At 62.9% G+C, this 18871-nt stretch carries 18 protein-coding genes; 4 read left to right on the forward strand and 14 right to left on the reverse strand.

Annotation, left to right across the window (positions count from 1 at the left end; genetic code table 11):
• Positions 1 to 2 precede the first annotated feature (2 nt).
• From G8767_RS22710 to G8767_RS22720, 3 genes are read left to right on the forward strand one after another with little or no spacing between them, the layout of a single operon-like run.
• A complete protein-coding gene (locus tag G8767_RS22710; RefSeq protein ID WP_003943457.1) occupies positions 3 to 1256 on the forward strand; it encodes a MurT ligase domain-containing protein in 1254 nt (417 codons plus the stop codon).
• Positions 1249 to 1962 (forward strand): glutamine amidotransferase, encoded by a 714-nt coding sequence (locus G8767_RS22715; RefSeq protein ID WP_095969627.1) that lies wholly within the window; start codon positions 1249 to 1251, stop codon positions 1960 to 1962. The genes G8767_RS22710 and G8767_RS22715 overlap by 8 nt, the downstream gene beginning before the upstream one ends.
• A 59-nt stretch (positions 1963 to 2021) precedes the next feature.
• Positions 2022 to 3734, forward strand: coding sequence for a VWA domain-containing protein (locus tag G8767_RS22720; protein WP_166811908.1), 1713 nt, complete (start codon positions 2022 to 2024; stop codon positions 3732 to 3734).
• A gap of 4 nt (positions 3735 to 3738) precedes the next feature.
• Here the strand turns inward: G8767_RS22720 and G8767_RS22725 are convergent, their stop codons facing one another.
• The 11 genes from G8767_RS22725 to G8767_RS22775 form a co-directional block, all read right to left on the reverse strand.
• The gene (locus G8767_RS22725) at positions 3739 to 4902 is read right to left on the reverse strand and encodes a low temperature requirement protein A (RefSeq protein ID WP_124566722.1); all 1164 of its coding nucleotides are present in this window, start codon (positions 4900 to 4902) and stop codon (positions 3739 to 3741) included.
• A gap of 66 nt (positions 4903 to 4968) precedes the next feature.
• The gene (locus G8767_RS22730; protein WP_166811910.1) at positions 4969 to 6096 is read right to left on the reverse strand and encodes an acyl-CoA dehydrogenase family protein; all 1128 of its coding nucleotides are present in this window, start codon (positions 6094 to 6096) and stop codon (positions 4969 to 4971) included.
• A gap of 1 nt (position 6097) precedes the next feature.
• Complete coding sequence (locus G8767_RS22735) at positions 6098 to 7303, reverse strand: acyl-CoA dehydrogenase family protein (RefSeq protein ID WP_166811912.1); 1206 nt, start codon at positions 7301 to 7303, stop codon at positions 6098 to 6100.
• Between the two features lie 17 nt (positions 7304 to 7320).
• A complete protein-coding gene (locus G8767_RS22740; protein WP_166811914.1) occupies positions 7321 to 9531 on the reverse strand; it encodes an acyl-CoA dehydrogenase in 2211 nt (736 codons plus the stop codon).
• A gap of 27 nt (positions 9532 to 9558) precedes the next feature.
• A complete protein-coding gene (locus G8767_RS22745) occupies positions 9559 to 10689 on the reverse strand; it encodes a steroid 3-ketoacyl-CoA thiolase (protein ID WP_124566718.1) in 1131 nt (376 codons plus the stop codon).
• Positions 10686 to 11522 carry an SDR family NAD(P)-dependent oxidoreductase gene (locus G8767_RS22750; RefSeq protein ID WP_166811916.1) on the reverse strand — a complete coding sequence of 279 codons (837 nt, stop codon included), beginning with the start codon at positions 11520 to 11522 and terminating at the stop codon, positions 10686 to 10688. The genes G8767_RS22745 and G8767_RS22750 overlap by 4 nt, the downstream gene beginning before the upstream one ends.
• Position 11523: 1 nt before the next feature.
• Complete coding sequence (locus tag G8767_RS22755; RefSeq protein ID WP_166811918.1) at positions 11524 to 12732, reverse strand: DegT/DnrJ/EryC1/StrS aminotransferase family protein; 1209 nt, start codon at positions 12730 to 12732, stop codon at positions 11524 to 11526.
• A 32-nt stretch (positions 12733 to 12764) separates the two neighbouring features.
• Entirely contained in the window at positions 12765 to 13946 is a 1182-nt protein-coding gene (locus G8767_RS22760) for a lipid-transfer protein (protein ID WP_166811920.1), read from the reverse strand.
• Complete coding sequence (locus tag G8767_RS22765) at positions 13943 to 14356, reverse strand: acyl dehydratase (RefSeq protein WP_095969618.1); 414 nt, start codon at positions 14354 to 14356, stop codon at positions 13943 to 13945. The genes G8767_RS22760 and G8767_RS22765 overlap by 4 nt, the downstream gene beginning before the upstream one ends.
• Complete coding sequence (locus G8767_RS22770; RefSeq protein WP_007731532.1) at positions 14353 to 14781, reverse strand: OB-fold domain-containing protein; 429 nt, start codon at positions 14779 to 14781, stop codon at positions 14353 to 14355. The genes G8767_RS22765 and G8767_RS22770 overlap by 4 nt, the downstream gene beginning before the upstream one ends.
• On the reverse strand, positions 14778 to 15356 hold the full coding sequence (locus G8767_RS22775) for a MaoC family dehydratase N-terminal domain-containing protein (RefSeq protein ID WP_166811922.1): 579 nt from the start codon (positions 15354 to 15356) through the stop codon (positions 14778 to 14780). The genes G8767_RS22770 and G8767_RS22775 overlap by 4 nt, the downstream gene beginning before the upstream one ends.
• 65 nt (positions 15357 to 15421) lie before the next feature.
• On the opposite strand from G8767_RS22775, the gene G8767_RS22780 reads away from it, so the two are divergent.
• Positions 15422 to 16135 (forward strand): TetR/AcrR family transcriptional regulator, encoded by a 714-nt coding sequence (locus G8767_RS22780; protein WP_346843022.1) that lies wholly within the window; start codon positions 15422 to 15424, stop codon positions 16133 to 16135.
• On the opposite strand, the gene G8767_RS22785 is transcribed toward G8767_RS22780, so the two are convergent.
• The 3 genes from G8767_RS22785 to recR form a co-directional block, all read right to left on the reverse strand.
• Complete coding sequence (locus tag G8767_RS22785) at positions 16122 to 17594, reverse strand: MFS transporter (RefSeq protein WP_166811924.1); 1473 nt, start codon at positions 17592 to 17594, stop codon at positions 16122 to 16124. The genes G8767_RS22780 and G8767_RS22785 overlap by 14 nt on opposite strands.
• Before the next feature lie 86 nt (positions 17595 to 17680).
• The gene (locus G8767_RS22790) at positions 17681 to 18250 is read right to left on the reverse strand and encodes a TetR family transcriptional regulator (RefSeq protein WP_095969614.1); all 570 of its coding nucleotides are present in this window, start codon (positions 18248 to 18250) and stop codon (positions 17681 to 17683) included.
• Positions 18250 to 18870 (reverse strand): recombination mediator RecR, encoded by a 621-nt coding sequence (gene recR, locus G8767_RS22795; RefSeq protein ID WP_003943917.1) that lies wholly within the window; start codon positions 18868 to 18870, stop codon positions 18250 to 18252. The genes G8767_RS22790 and recR overlap by 1 nt, the downstream gene beginning before the upstream one ends.
• Between the last annotated feature and the right edge of the window lies 1 nt (position 18871).

An 18871-nucleotide genomic window follows, 5' to 3' on the forward strand; every position in this document is an offset into this window, starting at 1 on the left:
CCGTGGGAACTGGACTATCGATCACAGCGCGCGGAAAGCTCGCCATGCGAGCTGCCGCAGCAGCATCTTGGGCATCGCAGAAGGCCGGGCGCGGCAAGGGTTCGATGATCGGCGGGTTGATCGCCCTCAAGATCGACCCGACGCTCATGACTCAACTCGGACGCGGCAAGCGCACCGTCGTGGTCACAGGCACCAACGGCAAGTCGACGACCACGCGTATGACCGCCGCAGCGCTCGCGACGCTCGGTGACGTCGCCACGCAGGCCGACGGCGCCAACATGGATGCCGGGATCGTGGCCGCTCTGGCTGCGCGTACGGACGCGACGCTGGCAGCACTCGAGGTCGACGAGCTGCACGTCCCCCACGTAGCCGACGCCGTGAACCCGGAAGTGATCGTGCTGCTGAATCTCAGCCGCGATCAGCTCGACCGGGTCGGCGAGATCAACATGATCGAGCGGAAGCTCCGCGCGTGCGTCAATGCTCATCCGAACGCGGTGATCGTCGCCAACTGCGACGACGTACTGGTCACCTCCGTGGCATACGACGCCACCAACGTCGTGTGGGTTGCTGCCGGCGGCGGCTGGGCCGGCGATTCCGTCAGCTGCCCGCGGACCGGCGAACCCATCGTGTGGGAGGGAAAGCACTGGCGCAGTACCGGTTCCGACTTCGCGCGGCCCGAGCCGACCTGGTGGCTCGACGACGACAATCTTTACGGCCCCGACGGCCTGAAGATTCCGATGACGTTGACTCTCCCCGGAAAAGCCAACCGCGGTAACGCCGCTCAGGCCGTAGCGGCAGCGGCGGCTTTGGGCGCAGATCCGGTCGGGGCAGTTGCCGCCGCGTCGACGGTCCAGGAAGTCGCCGGCCGGTACAGCACCGTCGAGGTCGGACCGCACTCCGTTCACATGCTGCTCGCGAAGAATCCGGCCGGTTGGCAGGAAGCACTGTCGATGATCGATCCCACGGTGGACGGCCTGGTCATCGCGGTGAACGGTCAGGTGCCGGACGGCGAGGACCTCTCCTGGCTGTGGGACGTGAAGTTCGAGCACTTCGAAGGCGTCAAGGTAGTGGCCGCCGGCGAACGCGGAACCGATCTCGCCGTTCGCCTCACGTACGCAGGCGTCGAGCACACCCTCGATCCGGATCCGTTGCGCGCCATCGCTTCCTGCCCTCCCGGACGGGTGGAGGTACTGGCGAACTACACGGCCTTCCGTGATCTCAACACCGCCATCGCGAAGGAGTCTCGCAATGTCTGACTCGACAATTCGCATCGGTCTGGTACTCCCCGACGTCATGGGCACCTACGGAGACGGCGGCAATGCCCTGATCCTGCGTCAGCGCCTGCGGATGCGCGGCTACGACGCCGAGATCGTGGACATCACCTTGAGCGATCCCGTCCCGGATTCACTCGACGTGTACACGTTGGGTGGCGCCGAGGATTCCGCTCAGCGACTCGCGACACGTCACCTCGCGAAATACCCTGGCCTGCAACGCGCCGCCGAGCGCGGTGCACCGGTTCTGGCGATCTGCGCTGCCATTCAAGTGCTCGGCAACTGGTACGAAACCTCCAGTGGCGAACGCGTCGAAGGTGTCTCGATGCTCGACGTCACGACCTCTCCGCAGGAGAAGCGTTCCATCGGCGAGGTCATCACGAAACCGTTGATCGACGGACTCACCGCTCCTCTCTCGGGTTTCGAGAATCACCGCGGCGGAACAACTCTGGGCAGCTCCGCCTCTGGATTCGCGCGAGTCACCCACGGCGTCGGAAACGGCGTCGGTGACGGATTCGAAGGCGTCGTGCAGGGTTCGGTGATCGGGACGTACATGCACGGACCCGCTTTGGCGCGTAACCCGGAACTCGCGGACCTCCTGCTCATGCGGGCCTTGGGCGTCGACGAGCTCGAACCCCTGCACCTGCCCGAGGTCGACAAGCTCCGCAAGGAGCGACTCGCAATTCGCTGAGCCCATGTCGTCCGTTCGGACGACTGTTGGTGGGCCGCGGCACCTCGTAGCCTCGTTCCATGCGTCTTCGGGTGGCGATCTGTATTGCGGCGACTGCGATCATTGCCGTCGGGTGTTCGACGCAGGGCGGCGGTGGAACCCAGGAAGTGGGTGGGACCCAGGAAGTAGGCGGGACCCAGCAGGCAACTGTCGCTGCTGATCCGGCTGCAGAAGCAACGGCGCCTACCGTCATCGTGCTGGACGCCTCGGGGTCGATGAAGCAGGACGACGCTCCCGGTCCTCGAATCGATGCCGCCAAGAACGCGATTCACACTCTTGTCAGTGGTCTTCCAGACGATGCTGCGCTCGGTTTGATCGCGTACGGCACCGCCACAGGTAGCAGCGACGCCGAGAAGGACGCGGGTTGCCGCGACATCAAGACCGTCGTGCCACTCGGTCCACTTGATCGACACGCATTCGCAGCGGGAATCGACGGGCTGTCCGCGTCGGGATACACGCCGATCATGTCTGCACTTCAGCAAGCGGCCGCCGCGCTCCCCACCGATGGTGAGCGCACGATCATCCTCGTCTCCGACGGGGAGGACACCTGCTCACCCGAACCTCCGTGCGAGTCCACCGAAGCGATACCTCACGATCCTGACCTGACCATCCACACCATCGGATTCAAGCTCGACGCCGCTGCGTCCGGCCAGCTGAAGTGCATCGCCGACGCCACCGGGGGCATGGCGATCGACGCCGCCAATGCGGCCCAACTCACCGCACGCCTTGCGGTCGCCTCGAACCCCGAGTCCGCGCGGGAGCGACTCTCCACCAGCGGCTTCCGCAACCTTCGTATCGGGATGACTGAGAGCGAGGCGCGAGAGGTTGCCGGCGACCTGGCACCGGTGTCGAAGACCGGAACTGTAGTCGTCCAATGGCAAGACTGCGAATTGACCTTCACCGACGGCGTTCTCGTCGAAATTGCGCCCCGGACCGGCGCTGCCACACTGGACGGACTGACCGTCGGCCAGAAGATGCAGCGCGCCGCCGAACTGTACGGTCCCTTCACTGCCACAACCAATTCCGACGGCGAATCGGTTGCGGTCTTTCCGGCCGACTCCGAAGCAGGTATCGGGTATCGCATCACCTTCACACCCGAAGGCAAGAAAGCGGATGAGGGAACTATCACCCGCATAGTCCTCTGCCGGTGTTTGCCCGCAACTGCGGGGTCATCGGCGGGTGGTACACCCACCGAGATTGTGAATCTTGTTGCCGTCGACAGTTCAGGCGAACCCAAACCCGGTTGGAGTGTCAAGACACCGGTCATGAAGATCAGCGAGTGCTACGCAGCATCGCAATCGGCAATCACGCCGGGAGTCATCACCTGCGGAAGCACCGCAGACGGGGCGGACGCGTGTTGGGTCGGCCCGGAGCCCGATTCGATTCTCTGCCTGCAATTTCCCTGGGGAACAGAACTGATCACCGCTCGGGGTGTGGACGGCGTCGAGGCATATCCGCGGCCCGCCGACCCGAGTCCCTTCGGGCTCGAACTCGAGAACGGCCTTCTCTGCCGCGTCCGGTACGGCGGTTCGTGGCCTTCTCCCGAATCCGACCCACGTCTGGCGGGCGCCTACTCCTGCCGAGGGCAGGGGACGGATACACCCATCGTATGGGCCGAAAGCACCTATCCGATCGATCGTTCCGAAGATCGGTGGACCGTGCTGGTCGGACCGTCGAAGGGACCGCTGGAAACCGTCGCCGTCACCAAGGCGATATTCCTTGCCGCCGAATGAGCGCTCAGACGGTTTCCGATTTACCCTCGGTCAGAATCAGTTCCACGGCCAACAGCGCGGCGCAAGCCAGTCCCGCGACAAGTTCGGGCACCGCGGTGTAGGTGCCGCCGAGCACGACGACTATCGCTACCGAGAACGGTGCGAGGGTGCGTACCGAGGAGTCGTGCAGTCGAATGTGGATGAACCACAACGCTGCAAGGATGACCGCGACCGGAATGGTGACTGCAGCACCCGTCACCAGCGCGCTGCCGTCACCGTGGTGAGTCCAGAAGTCGACGCGCGAGGCCAACCCCGCACCGATGGCGGCAGCGGCGGCGAAGATGAAGTAGTGACCGAACCCCCAGACAAAGGGTGAGACGTTGTCACCGCCGATCACTTCGCCTGCATTGCGTTGGAAGTAGAGCCACCACAGGCTGAAGACAATCAGAATGCCGCCGATCACGACGTAGGTGACCTGGGCTGCCGGATGCTCACCGTCCACGGCGTCCTGAATCGCGATGGTGGTCGAGAGGATCGTCTCGCCCAGAACGATGATGAAGAACAACGAGTACCGCTCTGCGATGTGATGCGGGTGCCACGGTGTCATGCCCGGCTTCTCCGACCAGATCGGTACCGCGAATTCGCACAGAACCAACACCAGGAACGTCGGGACGTAAATGGCGGACGGCACGAAGTAGAAACCGATCCAACCGATCTGGACCAAGACGATCCCGAGAGCGTATCGACGAGCCGTGAGCGCATGTTCGGGGTCGTTCCGCGACACCCTGAGCCATTGGATGACCAGGGCTATTCGCATGATGACGTAGCCGACGATGATGAGCAGGGCGTCGTCGTTGAAGAAGCGGACGATGCCGGCTGCAAGGACCAGCGATCCGAGGATCTGGAAGATGGTCAGCAGCCGGGCGATTCCGTCGTCGTTGTCGTACGCCGAGGTGAACCACGTGAAGTTCAGCCACGTCCACCAGATCGCGAAGAATGCCATCGCGAAGTGTCCGACGCCCGAAGCTGCGTGCCCTTCGCTGATCGCGTGGTGCAGACCGGTCGCCGCTTGAGCGACCGCCACGACGAAGCAGAGGTCGGTGAGCAGCTCGAGCGGCGTCGCCACCCGATGCGGCTCGTGCGGATCCCGCGGAACCAACGGCCTGATGAACGAACTGGTGCGATTCACGAAGGGCAGAGTAGCGCGACGATTGCCGACGCGCTGCCCGTCACTGGAACCTGTCGTCTCAGATATTCACGCCGACGCGCCGATCTGGGCTCGGATCTCCAACTGATCGGCGAGTTCGGCGCCTATCGCCCCCGCGCTCCCCAAGGTGAAGGCGATCTGCCGTCCCCACAGGAAATAGCGGTGAATCGGGTAGTCGACATCCGCGCCGATTCCGCCGTGCATGTGCTGGGTCGCGTGGACCACGCGCAGGCCACCGCGCGACGCCCACCATTTGGCGACCAGCGCAGCTGCTTCCGCTTCACTCTCGACTCCGCTGTCCATCAGCCAGGCAGCACGGTGCGTGGTCAACCTTGTGCTCTCGGTGTCGAGGTACGCGTCGGCGGCCCGGACGGCAACTGCCTGGTTGGTCGAGAGGGGACGACCGAATTGCACTCGCTCGGAGGTGTATTTCGCCGTCATCGCCAGCGCTTCCTCGCAAACGCCGGTGGCCAGGGCCGCCAGCGCGACCCGTGCTCGCCGCAACGTCCAGTCTCGAACCACCGCGCCGTCCGCGGGAAGTGCGTCAGCTGTAGTAACCGCAACCCCGTCGAACTGCACAGCGCTGTTGTTCTCGCGGTTCGTCACCTGTAGCGGTGTACGCACCAGCGCGACCCGGTCCGTCGGCACGATCATGACGGTGACACTGCCGTCCGGCATCGTCACCGGAAGCACCAGTGCTGCAGCGAACTCGGCCGCCAGGACGGAGTCGACACGTCCGGACAGTACCCAGCCGTCCGCGGCGGGCTCGGCGCGAACCGCCGTCTCGGCGTTGTAGCCGGTGTCGAAGGCACCGGTGACGATCACCGAGCCGTCGAGCAGTCCCGGAAGCCACGACGCTTTCTGCTCCGTGCTGCCGAACTCGGCAATCGGTAGCGCCGCCGTTGCAACTACCGACCACAACGGAACCTGAGCAACGCGTCGGCCCTGTTGTTCGAGAACGGCGGCGAGCCCGAGCATTCCGAGTCCCGCTCCCCCGACCTCCTCTGGCAGAGCAATCCCCAGGACGTCGGAGTCGGCGAGGAGCTTCCACAGTTCGGCGTCGAAACCGCCGGCGCCCTCCACTTCCCGCAGTCGGTCCACTCCGGACTTCGCCGAGAAGATCGATTCACTCAGATCCCGCACGGCGGAAAGATTGTCGTCGAATTCGAATTCCATGTCAGCTCTTTTCGTTCTGTGCAGCGGGCCGGCGACGCGCAGCGAGCGTCATATCCAGGCACTTGGCTGCGACAATTTCACGCATCACTTCGTTGGTACCGCCGCCGAAGGTGTTGTTCTGGGCACGGCGACCCAGGTTCTCGACTCGCCCTTCGAGTACAGCTCCGGGTGTACCGGGGCGCAGCAAGCCCTTGGCGCCCAGCACTTCCTGCAGCATGCCGTACGCACTGACGACGGCTTCGGTACCGAAGATCTTGGCGGCGGCCGAATCCCCACCGCCCAAGGTGTTGGCGGCGACGTCCGCCACCAGTCGCAGGTTCATCAGATCAGCAGCACTGAGCAGCGCGTAGACCTCCGCCAATTTCTCACGTACCCAGCCGATGTCGTAGACGCGGCCGTCACCCGCGGGTTCTGTCTTCGCCCACTCGACCACCTCGGCGAAGAGCTCGTTGGCGATGCCTCCGCGTGCTGCCAGGGCGACACGTTCGTGGTTGAGCTGGTTGGTGATGAGCTTCCACCCCTGATTGAGCTCACCGACGACATTGGCGATCGGGACCCGAACATCTTCGTAATAGGTTGCCGAAGTACTGATTCCGCCCACGGTGTGAATTTCGGTGACCGAGAACCCCGGGGAGTTCGTCGGCACCAGGACCACGGAAATACCCTGATGCGTCGGCGCATCCGGATCGGTACGAACGGCCAGCCAGACCCAGTCGGCAAACACACCGGCACTGGTGAAGATCTTGTTGCCATTGATGACCAGTTCGTCGCCCTCGATGCGGGCGCGAGTTTCCAGTGCCGCGAGATCGGTGCCCGCATTCGGTTCGGTGTAGCCGATGGCAAAGATCAACTCGCCGGCGAGGATCGGGCGTAGGAAGAAATCCTTCTGCGCCTGCGTTCCGTGCTTGATCAAGGCTGGGCCAACGGTGTTCAGCGTGACCAGCGACAGCGGTGCATTGGCGCGAATCACCTCGTCGTAGAACACGTACAGAGCCTCGGGGTCCTCACCCCGTCCGCCGAATTCCTCCGGCCACCCCAAGCCCAACCAGCCGTCCTTGCCCATCCGGCGCAGGATGCGATCGAAGACGGGGCCCCCTTCGGTCTGATCGACCAGAGCGCGGCGATCTTCCTCGTTGATGATCTCCGCGAAGTAAGCCCGCAATTCCTTGCGCAGAGTCTTCGACTCCTCCGACAAATCCAGATACATGGTGAAGCTCCTAAGATCTACGAACGCGGCAGGCCGAGTACGCGCTGCGCGATGACGTTGAGTTGAATTTCGACGGTTCCGCCGCCGAACAGAATCGAGGGAAGTCCGATGTGGTCTATCGCGTAATTCGCTGCCGGATCGACAACGGCAGCGCGCGGTCCGAGCAGTCGCAACAGATCCCGCGAGCCCTCACGTTGCGCCAGGGCGTTGTACACCTTCGAGACACTGATCTCGGCACCCGGTTCCTGACCCGCCAGTCGCGCCGATACCCCGCGCAGATTCATCGCGGACAGCGCCAGTTCGCGAGAGATACTGCGGCCGAGGCCTTCCACCGCCTCCTCGCGGGGGCAGTCGTGGCTCGCCTCGGCTATCACCTGGCGGAATTGATCGCTCGAACCGTGGTGCAGTGTGCTGCCCATACTCAGGCGCTCGTTGGACAGTGTGGTCGCAGCCAACTTCCAACCCTGCCCCGGTTCCGCGACCAGGCAGTCGTCCGGCACGAACACGTCGTCGAGGAATACCTCGTTGAACTCCGACTTTCCGGTGGATTGTTTGAGCGGACGTACGTCGATGCCCTTCGAGGTCATGTCGACCAGGAAGTACGACAGCCCACGGTGTTTCGGAGCGTCGGCGTCGGAGCGTGCCAGGCATACTCCCCAATCTGCCTCGTGCGCACCCGAGTTCCACACTTTCTGCCCCGACAGGAACCAGCCACCGTCGACTTTCCGCGCTTTCGTACTCAGACCGGCCAGGTCTGATCCCGCGCCCGGCTCGCTGAAGAGCTGGCACCAGATGATGTCGGCTCGCAGAGAGGGCTCGACGAACCTGTCCTGCTGTTCGGCGTTACCGTGTTCGAGGATCGTGGGCAGCACCCATTCCCCGATCACCGTGGACGGCTGAGCCCAACCTCGCATCGCGAATTCATGTGCGATGACAGCCTGTTCCCTCGGTCCCGCTCCCAGGCCGTACGGCGCCCGATAGTGCGGGGCAACCAGTTTGGCTTCGGCAAATCGCGCCCGTCGAGCACTACCTTTGGCCGGGGCCCAACTCGCGCTGGTGGTTCCGTCGTCAGGCAGCAGCGCGACCTCGTCCAGAACCCGGCGAACCTGCTCCCGCAGTTCCGGCAGCATCTCCGGGTCGACAAAGGAGAAGTCGCGGGCCGAATCAGCAGACCGGTCCCCCAAGGTGTGTGCCCACTTGACCTCGGATCCTGCTACCGCGGCAATACTGATCGCCCGTCGCCAGTACAGATGCGCGTCGTGCTCCCAGGTGAATCCGATTCCGCCGAGCAAAGTCACACATTCGAGGGTGTTCTCGATGCCGACGGGCAAAGCCGCCAACGCAGCTTGAGCAGAGACGAGTTTCTGCTGATCCTCGTCGTGATCCTCGGACCGAGCCGCATCCCACGCTGCGGCACAGGCAATCTCGGAGCGGACCAGCATCATGGCCGCCTTGTGCTGAACTGCCTGGAAGCTTCCGACCGGACGGCCGAACTGCTGCCGGGACTTCACATAGTCGACCGCGGTGCGTAGCGCCCAACCGGCGATACCGCTCGCCTCCGCAGCCAACACCGTGTTGGCGATCAGTTCGACTCGGTGCGCCTGGAGGCCGTCGACGATCAGCCCGTCGTCGACCTGGTATTCGGTCAACGTCAGGGTCCCGATCGACCGTGTCAGATCCACCCCGTCCTCGATCGCCACCGCAGCGGAAGTCGACGGTCCGAGCCGGAACCACAAATCGCCGTCTGCGCTGTTCGCCCGTACGAGAACAACATCGGCTCCGGGCAGACCAAGAGCTGGGTCGCCAGAACCGCTCACTGTCCACCCCGCATCGCCGCGAGCGGCACGCAACCCCGCGCCGGTACAGACTGCTCCGGTTGCACCGGTAGCCAATTCGGTCAGCATTGTTTCCGCAGCAGATCCGGCGGCTGTCGCGAGAATCCCACTCGTGATGACCGTCGGAACGTACGGTCCCGGATAGAGCGCATCACCCAATTGCTCGACTACCACTGCAAGTTCGGCAAGACCCGCCCCGTCACCGCCGTACTGCTCCGGCAGGTGCACTGCGTGCAGGCCCTGACGGACCAACCCATCCCACGAGTCCGGCCGATCACCGGCGGCGTACCGCTTGACGTTGCTCCGCGTATCGGCGATTCCGCCGAAGCGGTTCGCGAATGCGGCTACCGCTTCCGCCAGGTCACGGTGATCTTCGAGCAGGGGTAGTGCCATGGCAGATTCCTCAATCTTCGGTTCTGGTCAGATGCGTTCGAGAATCAGGCAGGTGGTTGCGGCGGACGCGCAGATCGCGATCAGGGCGATGGACTTGTCCCGGCGCTCCAATTCGTCGATGACATTGGCCAACAGCCTGATTCCTGTTGCACCGGCTGGATGGCCCAGTGCAATTGCGCCACCGTTGACGTTCAGCAATTCGGGATCGACGCCGTGAACCTTTGCGAACGACATCGGTACCGAAGCAAATGCCTCGTTGACCTCGAACAGATCGATGTCGTCGATCGTCAGACCGGTGCGTCCGAGCACGATATTCGCCGCGTCGACGGGACCGTCGAGCATGAACTCGGTGTCCCCGCCGATGACGCACTGCGCCAGTATCTTTGCCCGCGGCCGCACGCCGAGGGCCTTGGCTCGATCCTCGGACATCAGCAGAGCCGCACTCGCACCGTCCGAGACCTGCGAAGACGTTCCAGCGGTGTGCAATCCGCCCTCTTGGACGGTGCGCAGTTTCGCGAGTCCTTCGAGGCTCGATTCGCGCAGTCCCTGATCCCGGTGAACCGGAACGTCGGAGCCCGGAGCGACCACGTCGATGATGTGCGAGTCGAAGCGTCCTGCCTCCCAGGCTGCTGCGGCTCGCTGCTGCGAGCGCAACCCGAAGGCGTCGAGATCCTCGCGGCTGAAACCGCGCTTGACCGCAATCCGATCGGCAGCGGTGTACTGGTCGACGGTATCGAGTGACCACGACTCGGGCCGGGGTGTCCCCAGGCCCGTACCCACCTTGTACGTCAACGGAGCTCGGGACATCAGCTCGACTCCGCACGCCACCCCCACCTCGACTGCACCGATGGCAATTTGCCCGGCGATCAACTGCACCGACTGCTGCGCTGTGCCGCATTGCGCGTCGATCGTGGTGCAGCCCGCTTTCAACGGAAGGCCCGCATGCATCCAGGACGTACGCACGACGTTGCCGAACTGCTCACCGAGAGGCGTCACACAGCCACCGATGACCTGGTCGACCGCGTCAGGATCCACGCCGACCCGATCCAGCACGCCCTTCTGCGCATAACCCAACAGTTCCGCCGCGTGGACTCCGGACAGCCAACCCTCACGCTTGCCGAACGGCGTTCGTGCTGCGTCCACGATGACGGGCTTCATGCCAACTCCTCGGTTCGTAGTGCCGTTCCGTCCAGACCACGTACGGTCAGAGACCACTCGTCGATCAGGTCCAAGCTGACGCACGATCGAGCGGTGAACTCGGTGTCGCAATCGCACAACGCTGTGACCGCTTCCACCATTTGTTCCATAGATTCGACCTGATCCGGCCGGATAGTCTCACCGACCAGGACTCTTGCGCCCTCACTGAGCACCGCTGCCCGCGGTTGAACCGTGTTGACGCGAACCCCCTGGCCGTAGAGTTCCACGCCCATACCGTTGCTCAGCCTGTTGAGCGCCGCCTTGGAGGCGCCGTACACGGTCATGGCAGTTCCCGGTTCGACCCACGTGAAAGGCGGGCCATGCCACGGTTTGACGGTGCCGCTGGACACGTTCACGATCCAGCCGTATCCGTTTGCCACCATCCCCGGCACCACGGCTTGCATCAGATCGAGCGGTGCATGGACATTTGCCTCGAACATCAAACGTCGTCGCCGCAGTGGGTAATCCGACAGCGGCTGATAGATCGCCGCTGCCGCGTTGTTCACCAGGATGTCGATCGTCCCGCCAAGCTTCTCGATCGCCAGCGGCACAACGGTGTCGCGCTGCTGCTCGTCCGTCAGATCTGCGACAACTATCTCGACTCTGGTTCCGTACTTGGCAATTCGAGCCGCAGTCTCTTCGAGACTGCCCGGCAGGGTTGCATGCGTGCCGAGTGTCCGAGCCACAAGGGCGACGTCGGCACCCTCAGCTGCCAGTCGCTCTGCTACGCCCGCACCGATTCCGCGGCTGGAACCGGTGACAAGCGCTCGGCGGCCGTCAAAGCGCCTCGTCATGCTATTTGAACTTCGAAGCGAAGCGATTGATGCTCTCTGCAATCCGAGCAACTTCGTCGTCACGCAGGCCGTGGCTCATACCGAGTGTCATGCCGCGGGCAAAGACCGCGTCGGCTTCCGGCAGGCCCTCGGCCGGCTGACGGAACTCGATGTTGTTCATCATCGGGTGGCGAGTGACATTGCCGCTCCACACAGTTCGTGTGTCGATACCGTCGGCCTCGATGGCTTCCTGCAGGTCGCTACGCGTGAAGGGTGCGTTCTCGTTGATCATCACCGGGTAGCACAGCCATGCGGTATCGAGACCGTCGAGTTCTACCGGCGTCGTGAAGAATTCGGGGTGAGCACCATATGCCGCTGTGAACGCCGCAAAGGTGGCCTTTCGCGTCTTGTAGTTCTCTTCCAGCTTGTCGAGCTGCACCACGCCGTAGGCTGCGCCGAGTTCGGAGGGCTCGAAGTTCCACGACATGAGCTCGAAGATGAAATCGTTGTCGTAGTCGACGCCGTCGAGTTCTTCACGGAAGACTCGACCGGACTTGGTGCTGCCGAACAGGTTCGGCTCGCTACGACGGCCCCAACGGCGAAGCAGAAGAGCCTTGTCTCGGCTGGCTTCGTCGTCGACGCACACCATTCCGCCGGTTCCCGCGCACGTGATGATGTGTGCCATCGAGAAACTGGTGACGACGATGTCGGCCCGAGAGCCGGTAGGAGTGCCGCGGAGCGTGGCGCCGATCGCATCACACGAATCCTCGATCACCTTGAGTCCGTGTCGATCTGCGATGTCGCGGATGACGTCCCAGTCCGGGCAGTTGCCGGCCAGGTTCGGCATCAGTATGGCACCGGTCTTCTCGGTGACCATGGCTTCGATCTTGGTGACGTCGACGTTGAACGTGTTGGGTTCGACGTCCACGAACACCGGCACCAGACCGGCACGAACGATCGGTGCGATGTCGGTGGAGAACGTCAGCGGCGACGTGATGATCTCGCTTCCGGCAGGCAGCCCGAGCAGCTCGACTGCCAAGTACAAACCCGAGGATCCCGAGTTGCACATGACGCCGAACTTCTTGCCTGCCAAGGCCGCGATGCGTTCTTCCATCTCGAAGACGTTCTTGCCGATGCGCAATCCTTGATGCCCGCTGCGCAAGACGTCGACAACCGCCTGTATTTCTTCCTCGCCGTGGGTGGCCCTGGCGTAGGTGATCCGCTCGCTCATCTTGTTCCTGCTTTCTCGAATAGGCGGCAGATTCAGCGATCTGCCGAGAGGACGAGCGCACTGTGCGGGACGGGAGAGCCGCCGGTCACGAGCACGTTGTCCAGAGTTTTGGTGGGTTGGTTGGTGGAGGTGCCGCGGATCAGGCGAACACCTTCGGCAATACCGTTGACGCCGTGGATGTATCCCTCACCGAGTTGACCGCCGTGGGTGTTGATCGGCAGGCGACCGTCCAGCTCGAGATTGCCGTCGGCGATGAAGTCTTTGGCCTCGCCCCGACCGCAGAATCCGTACTCCTCGAGTTGAAGCAGGACCATCGGGGTGAAAGCGTCGTAGAGAATTGCGGCATCGATGTCGTCCGGGCCGATACCGGCCTGGTCCCACAGTTGGCGCGCCACGAGTTCGACTTCCGGCATGCTGTCGATGTCGTCGCGGTAGTAGCTGCTCATCGAGATCTGTTGCGGACCTACGCCTTGCGCAGCACCGCTGATGATCGCCGGTTTGTGCGGCAGGTCGCGGGCGCGCTCCGCACTGACGATGACCAGCGCCTGTCCGCCGTCACTTTCCTGGCAGCAGTCGAGCAGGCGAATGGGGTCGGCGATCATGCGTGAGTTCTGATGGTCCTCGATAGTGATCGGGCGTTCGTAGAACCAGGCCTTGGGGTTGTTCGCGGCGTGCTTGCGTGAGAGAACCGAGATCTGACCGAAGTCGGCGCTGGTTGCCCCGTACTTGTACATGTACAGCTTGGCCAGGAAGGCTTCCTGCTGCGCCGGGGTCAGAAGCCCGTACGGGTTGATCCAGTTCCGATACTCCTGGTCCGTCGACGCGTTGTACGCAAAGGGCGGTGGCCCGGCGCCGAATCGGTGACCTGATCTTTCGTTGAAGGCACGGTAGACGACCACGACGTCTGCGACACCACTGGCGACGGCAAGCGCTGCTTGTTGAACCGGTGCGCAGGCACCGCCGCCACCGTGTGGAATACGACTGAAGAACGTCAGTTCCGGGATCCCGAGGGCGCGTGCGACCGCAATCTCGGGGTTGTTCTCCATGGTGAACAGCGCAAATCCGTTCACCTCTTCTGCCTCGATGTGAGCGTCGTCGAGCGCGGCGATCACGGATTCGCACGCCAACTGCCATTCACTGCGGCCGGAGTTCTTGGAGAACTCGGTGGCGCCGATCCCGGCGATGGCGGCTTGCCTCGAAAATCCTCGTGTCATGCGATTACCCTTTCCACCGGTTCGAGAGTCACGTCGGCCGTCACGTGTGTTCCGCGCGCGTTCTGCCCGAGAACTGTCACGGTGAGCGCCCGGCCGTCTGCGGCGGTGACCTTGCCGGTGAATGTCATTGTGTCTCCGGGGAAGTTCGGAACACCAAGCCGTAGTGATGTTTTGACGATTCGCGATCCCGGGCCGGACCAGTCGGTGATATAGCGGTCGATGAGCCCGTTGGTGGTGTTGATGCTCATGAAGATGTCGGGGGTTCCGCGACCCTGTGCCTTACCCGGATCGTGATGCACGTCCTCGAAATCCTGCGAAGAGATCGCGGTGGCGACGATGAGCGTTCGGTCCAACGGCAGTTCGAGGCTGGGGAGGGCCGAACCCACCTCGTAATCAAAAAGATTCGTCATTGCACCGATCCCCGTCGCCTCAGTTGCGGCAGCATCTCGCCGTGAGCGTGCTCGGAGAACGCCACTTCGAGTTCCATGCCGAATTCGAGTTCCTCGTGATCGATCCCCGCGATGTCGGCAACCAGTCGCGTGCCTTCTTCGAGGTCGACGAGCCCGACGGCGAGCGGGTACTCGAAGGCAGGATCCTTCGGGTGATGGATGACTGTGAAGCTGTGCAACGTGCATCGACGCGTGGATTCGACTGTGTCCCAACTGAACGAGCGGCATTCCGGGCAGGCGGGCGCGGGTGGGTGGCGCAGCGTCTTGCAATCCGCGCACCGTTGGATCTCGAGGCGACCCTCTTTTGCGGCGGAGAAGAAGAAATCGTTGTCGTCGGTGACGGTAAGTCTCGGTACAGCAGTGTTGCGGGAGCCGGTCTCGCTCATGCGATTACCTCCTGGGCATCGAGCCGGGTATCGGGCTGGGCATCTGGTTTGAACCTGAGCAATCGAAAGCGCTCTTCGACCAACGTCTTTCCGTCCTGGTCGACGTACTTCTTGAACAGAGTGATGAAGCACCCGTGACCGAGGGCAGTCTGTTTGAACGGCGAGATCGCTTCGATGGTGAAATGCGCGGTGACGTGGTCTCCGGGGCTCAGCTCCGCGAAATACTCCTGCTCGACGTTGGTCGCGACAACGGATGAGTATCCGGCCTCGTCCAACAACGCCAGCAGTCGTGAATACGCGAAGTCCTCGGAGGCTCCGTCGGCACGAAGTTGCTGGACCTGCCGATAACGTCGGTAACCCGCCATCACCCAGGTCGAAATCATGGCGGGTGGACAGACGACGTCTCGACGGCCGGTACTGCGGGCGGCCTCGGCGTCGACGTAGATCGGGTTGCGGTCGTCGTGCGCCTCGACCCAGTTGCGGATCATCGCCTCGTTGACCGCGTAGCGGGCGACCCGGGCAGGTTCGGCCTCTGCGCCGATGAAATTCGGAAATTGCGTCTGCAGGCTCTGCACTGAAATCCTCCGTGAACGAAAGTTGAGCAAGCGCTTGATTCTGAAGCTAGCATAGGAATCCGGAAGTGGAAACACGCGATCTCAGCGACGAATTGGTTCGAGCCGGAGCTATCAGGCAGGATTGCGCTACGTTCGACGCCGGCAGCCCGGCACCCGCGAAACCCTGCCCTGAGCAGGACCGACAACCAGTGGAGATTTCAGTGGCATCACCAGATCGTCGGGAGAAGATCCTGGAGAGCTCAGCCGAGTTGTTCGCAAGGAAGGGTGTCGCCACCACGACCGTTCGCGAGATCGGCGACGCCGCCGGAGTGTTCTCGGGCAGCCTTTACCACTACTTCAAGTCGAAGAATGCGATAGTTGCCGAGCTCATGCGCGGCTTCATCACCGACATTCAACTCCGCTTCGATCAGGTGGAGCAGACGGCGAACGGCCCCGAGGACGTCCTACGCGGCCTGATCCGCGAGACGCTGATCGTCATCGAACTGCACCCCCACCCGACGGCGATCTACCAGAACGATCGGGCCTACTTACGCGACAACGATCTCCTGCAATCCGTCGACGAGCCTTCCCGCCAGGTCCGCGAGCATTGGATGAAAGCGATTGCCGAAGGTGTCGATCAGGGAATCTTCCGCAAAGACGTGGCCCCGGAGATTTTCTATCGATCCGTACGCGACACCCTGTGGTCGACAACGCATTGGCCGGACCGCCAGAAGTACACCACCGAAGAGTTCGCGGATCTGATGATCACGCTCTTCCTCTCGGGATTCAGGGTCGCCTGACGAGATCCGGCAGATCAATGTGTTTCGGGGTTCGCCCCTGCGGCAACAGGATCGACACTGCGAACACGACCACCGCGCAACCCGCGCACACCAGGTAGGCGACGGAGAATCCGGTCCACGACGTGGAATGTTCCAAACCGCTGATCACGAATGCCGCGAGGATGGTTGCCACCGTCGCGCTGCAGATCGTGCTTCCGGACGTCCGCAGAAGTGAGTTCACGCCGTTGGCTGCAGCCAGTCGCTGACGCGGCACGGCAACCAGAATCAGCAGCGAGAGCGTGCTGTAGACGATGGCGGTCCCGACTGCTGTGATACCCAGTGCTGCAACCACTCCCCACAGCGGCTTACCGGCAACGGCGTGAATCCCATACCCGCCGGCGAGGAACACGGCACCGGTCAACATCGCGGTCCGTGAACCGAAGCGGTCGGTGATTCGCACCGCAACCGGTGAGAACAGCACCATCGCGATACTCGCCGGAATCTGGCAGAGCGCTGCTGCGATGATCGAGAGGCCGTACCCGGCGCCCGGCCCCTTCATCCCCTGGAGGAGTTGTGTAGTGATCAGTGTGTTCCCGAAAAATGCGAACCCGACCAGCAGAGCCGCCAGATGCGGGATCAACACCGCACGCTTCACGAGAGCACGGACGTCGACCAGCGGATTGACGTTGCGCCGCTGTTGAATTACCCAGAGCGTGAACAGCACCGCCGACGCGGCCAGCATGGAGATCACCGCCCCGCTGGTCCATCCCCAACTCGACCCCTGAGTGATCGGCACCAGTAGCGCGATCATCGCGGCACTCAAACCGGCAGCCCCGACGCCGTCGAATCTTCCCGACGGATTCGGCTCGGACTCTCGAATGAACAGCACCGCAGCAAGAGTCACGGACAGCCCGATGGCGGTGGTTACCCAGAACAGGACGTGCCAGTTCGAGTACTGCGCGATCATCGCGGAAAACGGTATGCCCAAAGCTGTTCCGACGCCGAGCGTCGAACTCATCATCGCCACTGCGCCGTTGACCTTGTTGCGTGGCAACTCGTCGCGCAGCATGGAGATTCCGATGGGAATGACTGCCGACCCGGCTCCCTGCAACGCTCTCGCGAAGATGAGGACCGCGATGTCCGACGACAGCGCACACAACATCGAGCCGAGAGTCATCATCGAGAAAGCGACGAGAAGCATCTTCTTCTTGCCGAACATGTCTGCGAGCCGGCCGAAGATGGGAGTGACCACGGCGCCGACCAGCAGCGTGACGGTCACCAACCACGACACGGCCGTGCGCCCGGCACCCGTGAAGTGAGGCAACTCCGGCAGCAGCGGAACGATGACGGTCTGCAGAACTGCCTGGAACACGGCGGCGGCGACAACGATGGGAAACAGGAAGCGGGAGCGCGGCAGCACCGGACTCGTATCGAGGGTGGGGATTGCTGGTGTGCCCGGTGGACGGTCGAGCGTCGTCACCCCACACCGCCTGTTCCCACTAGGTAAATATCCGTTCACCTACATTAGGTGAACGGATATTTACCAAGCAAGAATTGTGACGCCGCTCACCCGTCGAGGAGCTTTTGGACGAGTGGTGCGTACAGCGCAACCACCTCGTCCTGGGTGCCGGTGGCATGGCCGGCCATCATCCGTCGGCGCATGATCGCCACTCCGACCACCATCGACATCGCCAGTTCCGCGCGCAATCTGGCGTCGGGGCCGGACAGGCGAGCGGCGAGAGTGTCGATCATCTGCGTCGAATAGTTCTCGCGCAGCTTGCGGTTGCTCTCTTCGCTGACACCGCTCATGAACAACAAGCTCATGGACAGCGGCTTGTACGACTCCAGCGGCTTGGTGAACAAAGAGACCATGCGTTCGCCCAGCGAGTCGTTCGGTGCGTCGAATACCGTTATCGCCGCCGCGCGGAAGTCGACCAACTCGTCGTACAACTGCTCTTTGGATCCGAAGTACTTGATGATCAGCGGAGCGCTGACTCCCGCGTCTTCGGCAATGTCCTTGAGCGTGATCTCGCGGTACGGCCGAGTCGCAAACGCCTTCCCGGCCGACGCGATGATCTCCGCACGGGTCTGCTCGGACGTACGCCGCACTTGCTGACCTTGCCCCGTGCCGCTCATCAAGCGTTCCGCGACAATTCACGACGGCCGGACAATGCCCGACCCAACGTCAACTCGTCGGCAAATTCGAGATCGCCACCCATCGGAAGGCCCGAAGCCAACCGAGACACCGTCAGCCCCGGGATGTCTCGCATCATGCGAACGAGATACGTAGCTGTCGCCTCGCCCTCGGTATTGGGGTCGGTGGCGATGATGACCTCGGACACGTCGACACCGTCCTCCTGATTTGCGATGCGAGCCAACAACTCCCGGATGCGCAACTGGTCCGGCCCGATCCCCGAGAGCGGATTGAGCGCACCACCGAGCACGTGATAGCGACCCTTGAACTCCCGGGTGCGCTCGACAGCCTGGACGTCCTTCGGCTCCTCTACGACGCAGATCACCGTGCGGTCGCGACGTGCGTCGGCGCAGATGCGGCACTTCTCCTGATCGGACACAGTTCCGCACACCGTGCAGAACTGAACCCCGTCACGGATGCGCTGCAATGCATTCTTCAAACGGTCGATCTCGGGAGGCTCCACGGAAAGCAGGTGAAAAGCGATGCGTTGAGCGCTCTTCGGCCCGACTCCGGGAAGCTTCCCGAGTTCGTCGATCAGATCCTGAACCGGACCTTCGTACACG

The organism is Rhodococcus sp. IC4_135, from assembly GCF_011602025.1.
Taxonomy (GTDB): Bacteria; Actinomycetota; Actinomycetes; order Mycobacteriales; family Mycobacteriaceae; genus Rhodococcus_F; species Rhodococcus_F baikonurensis.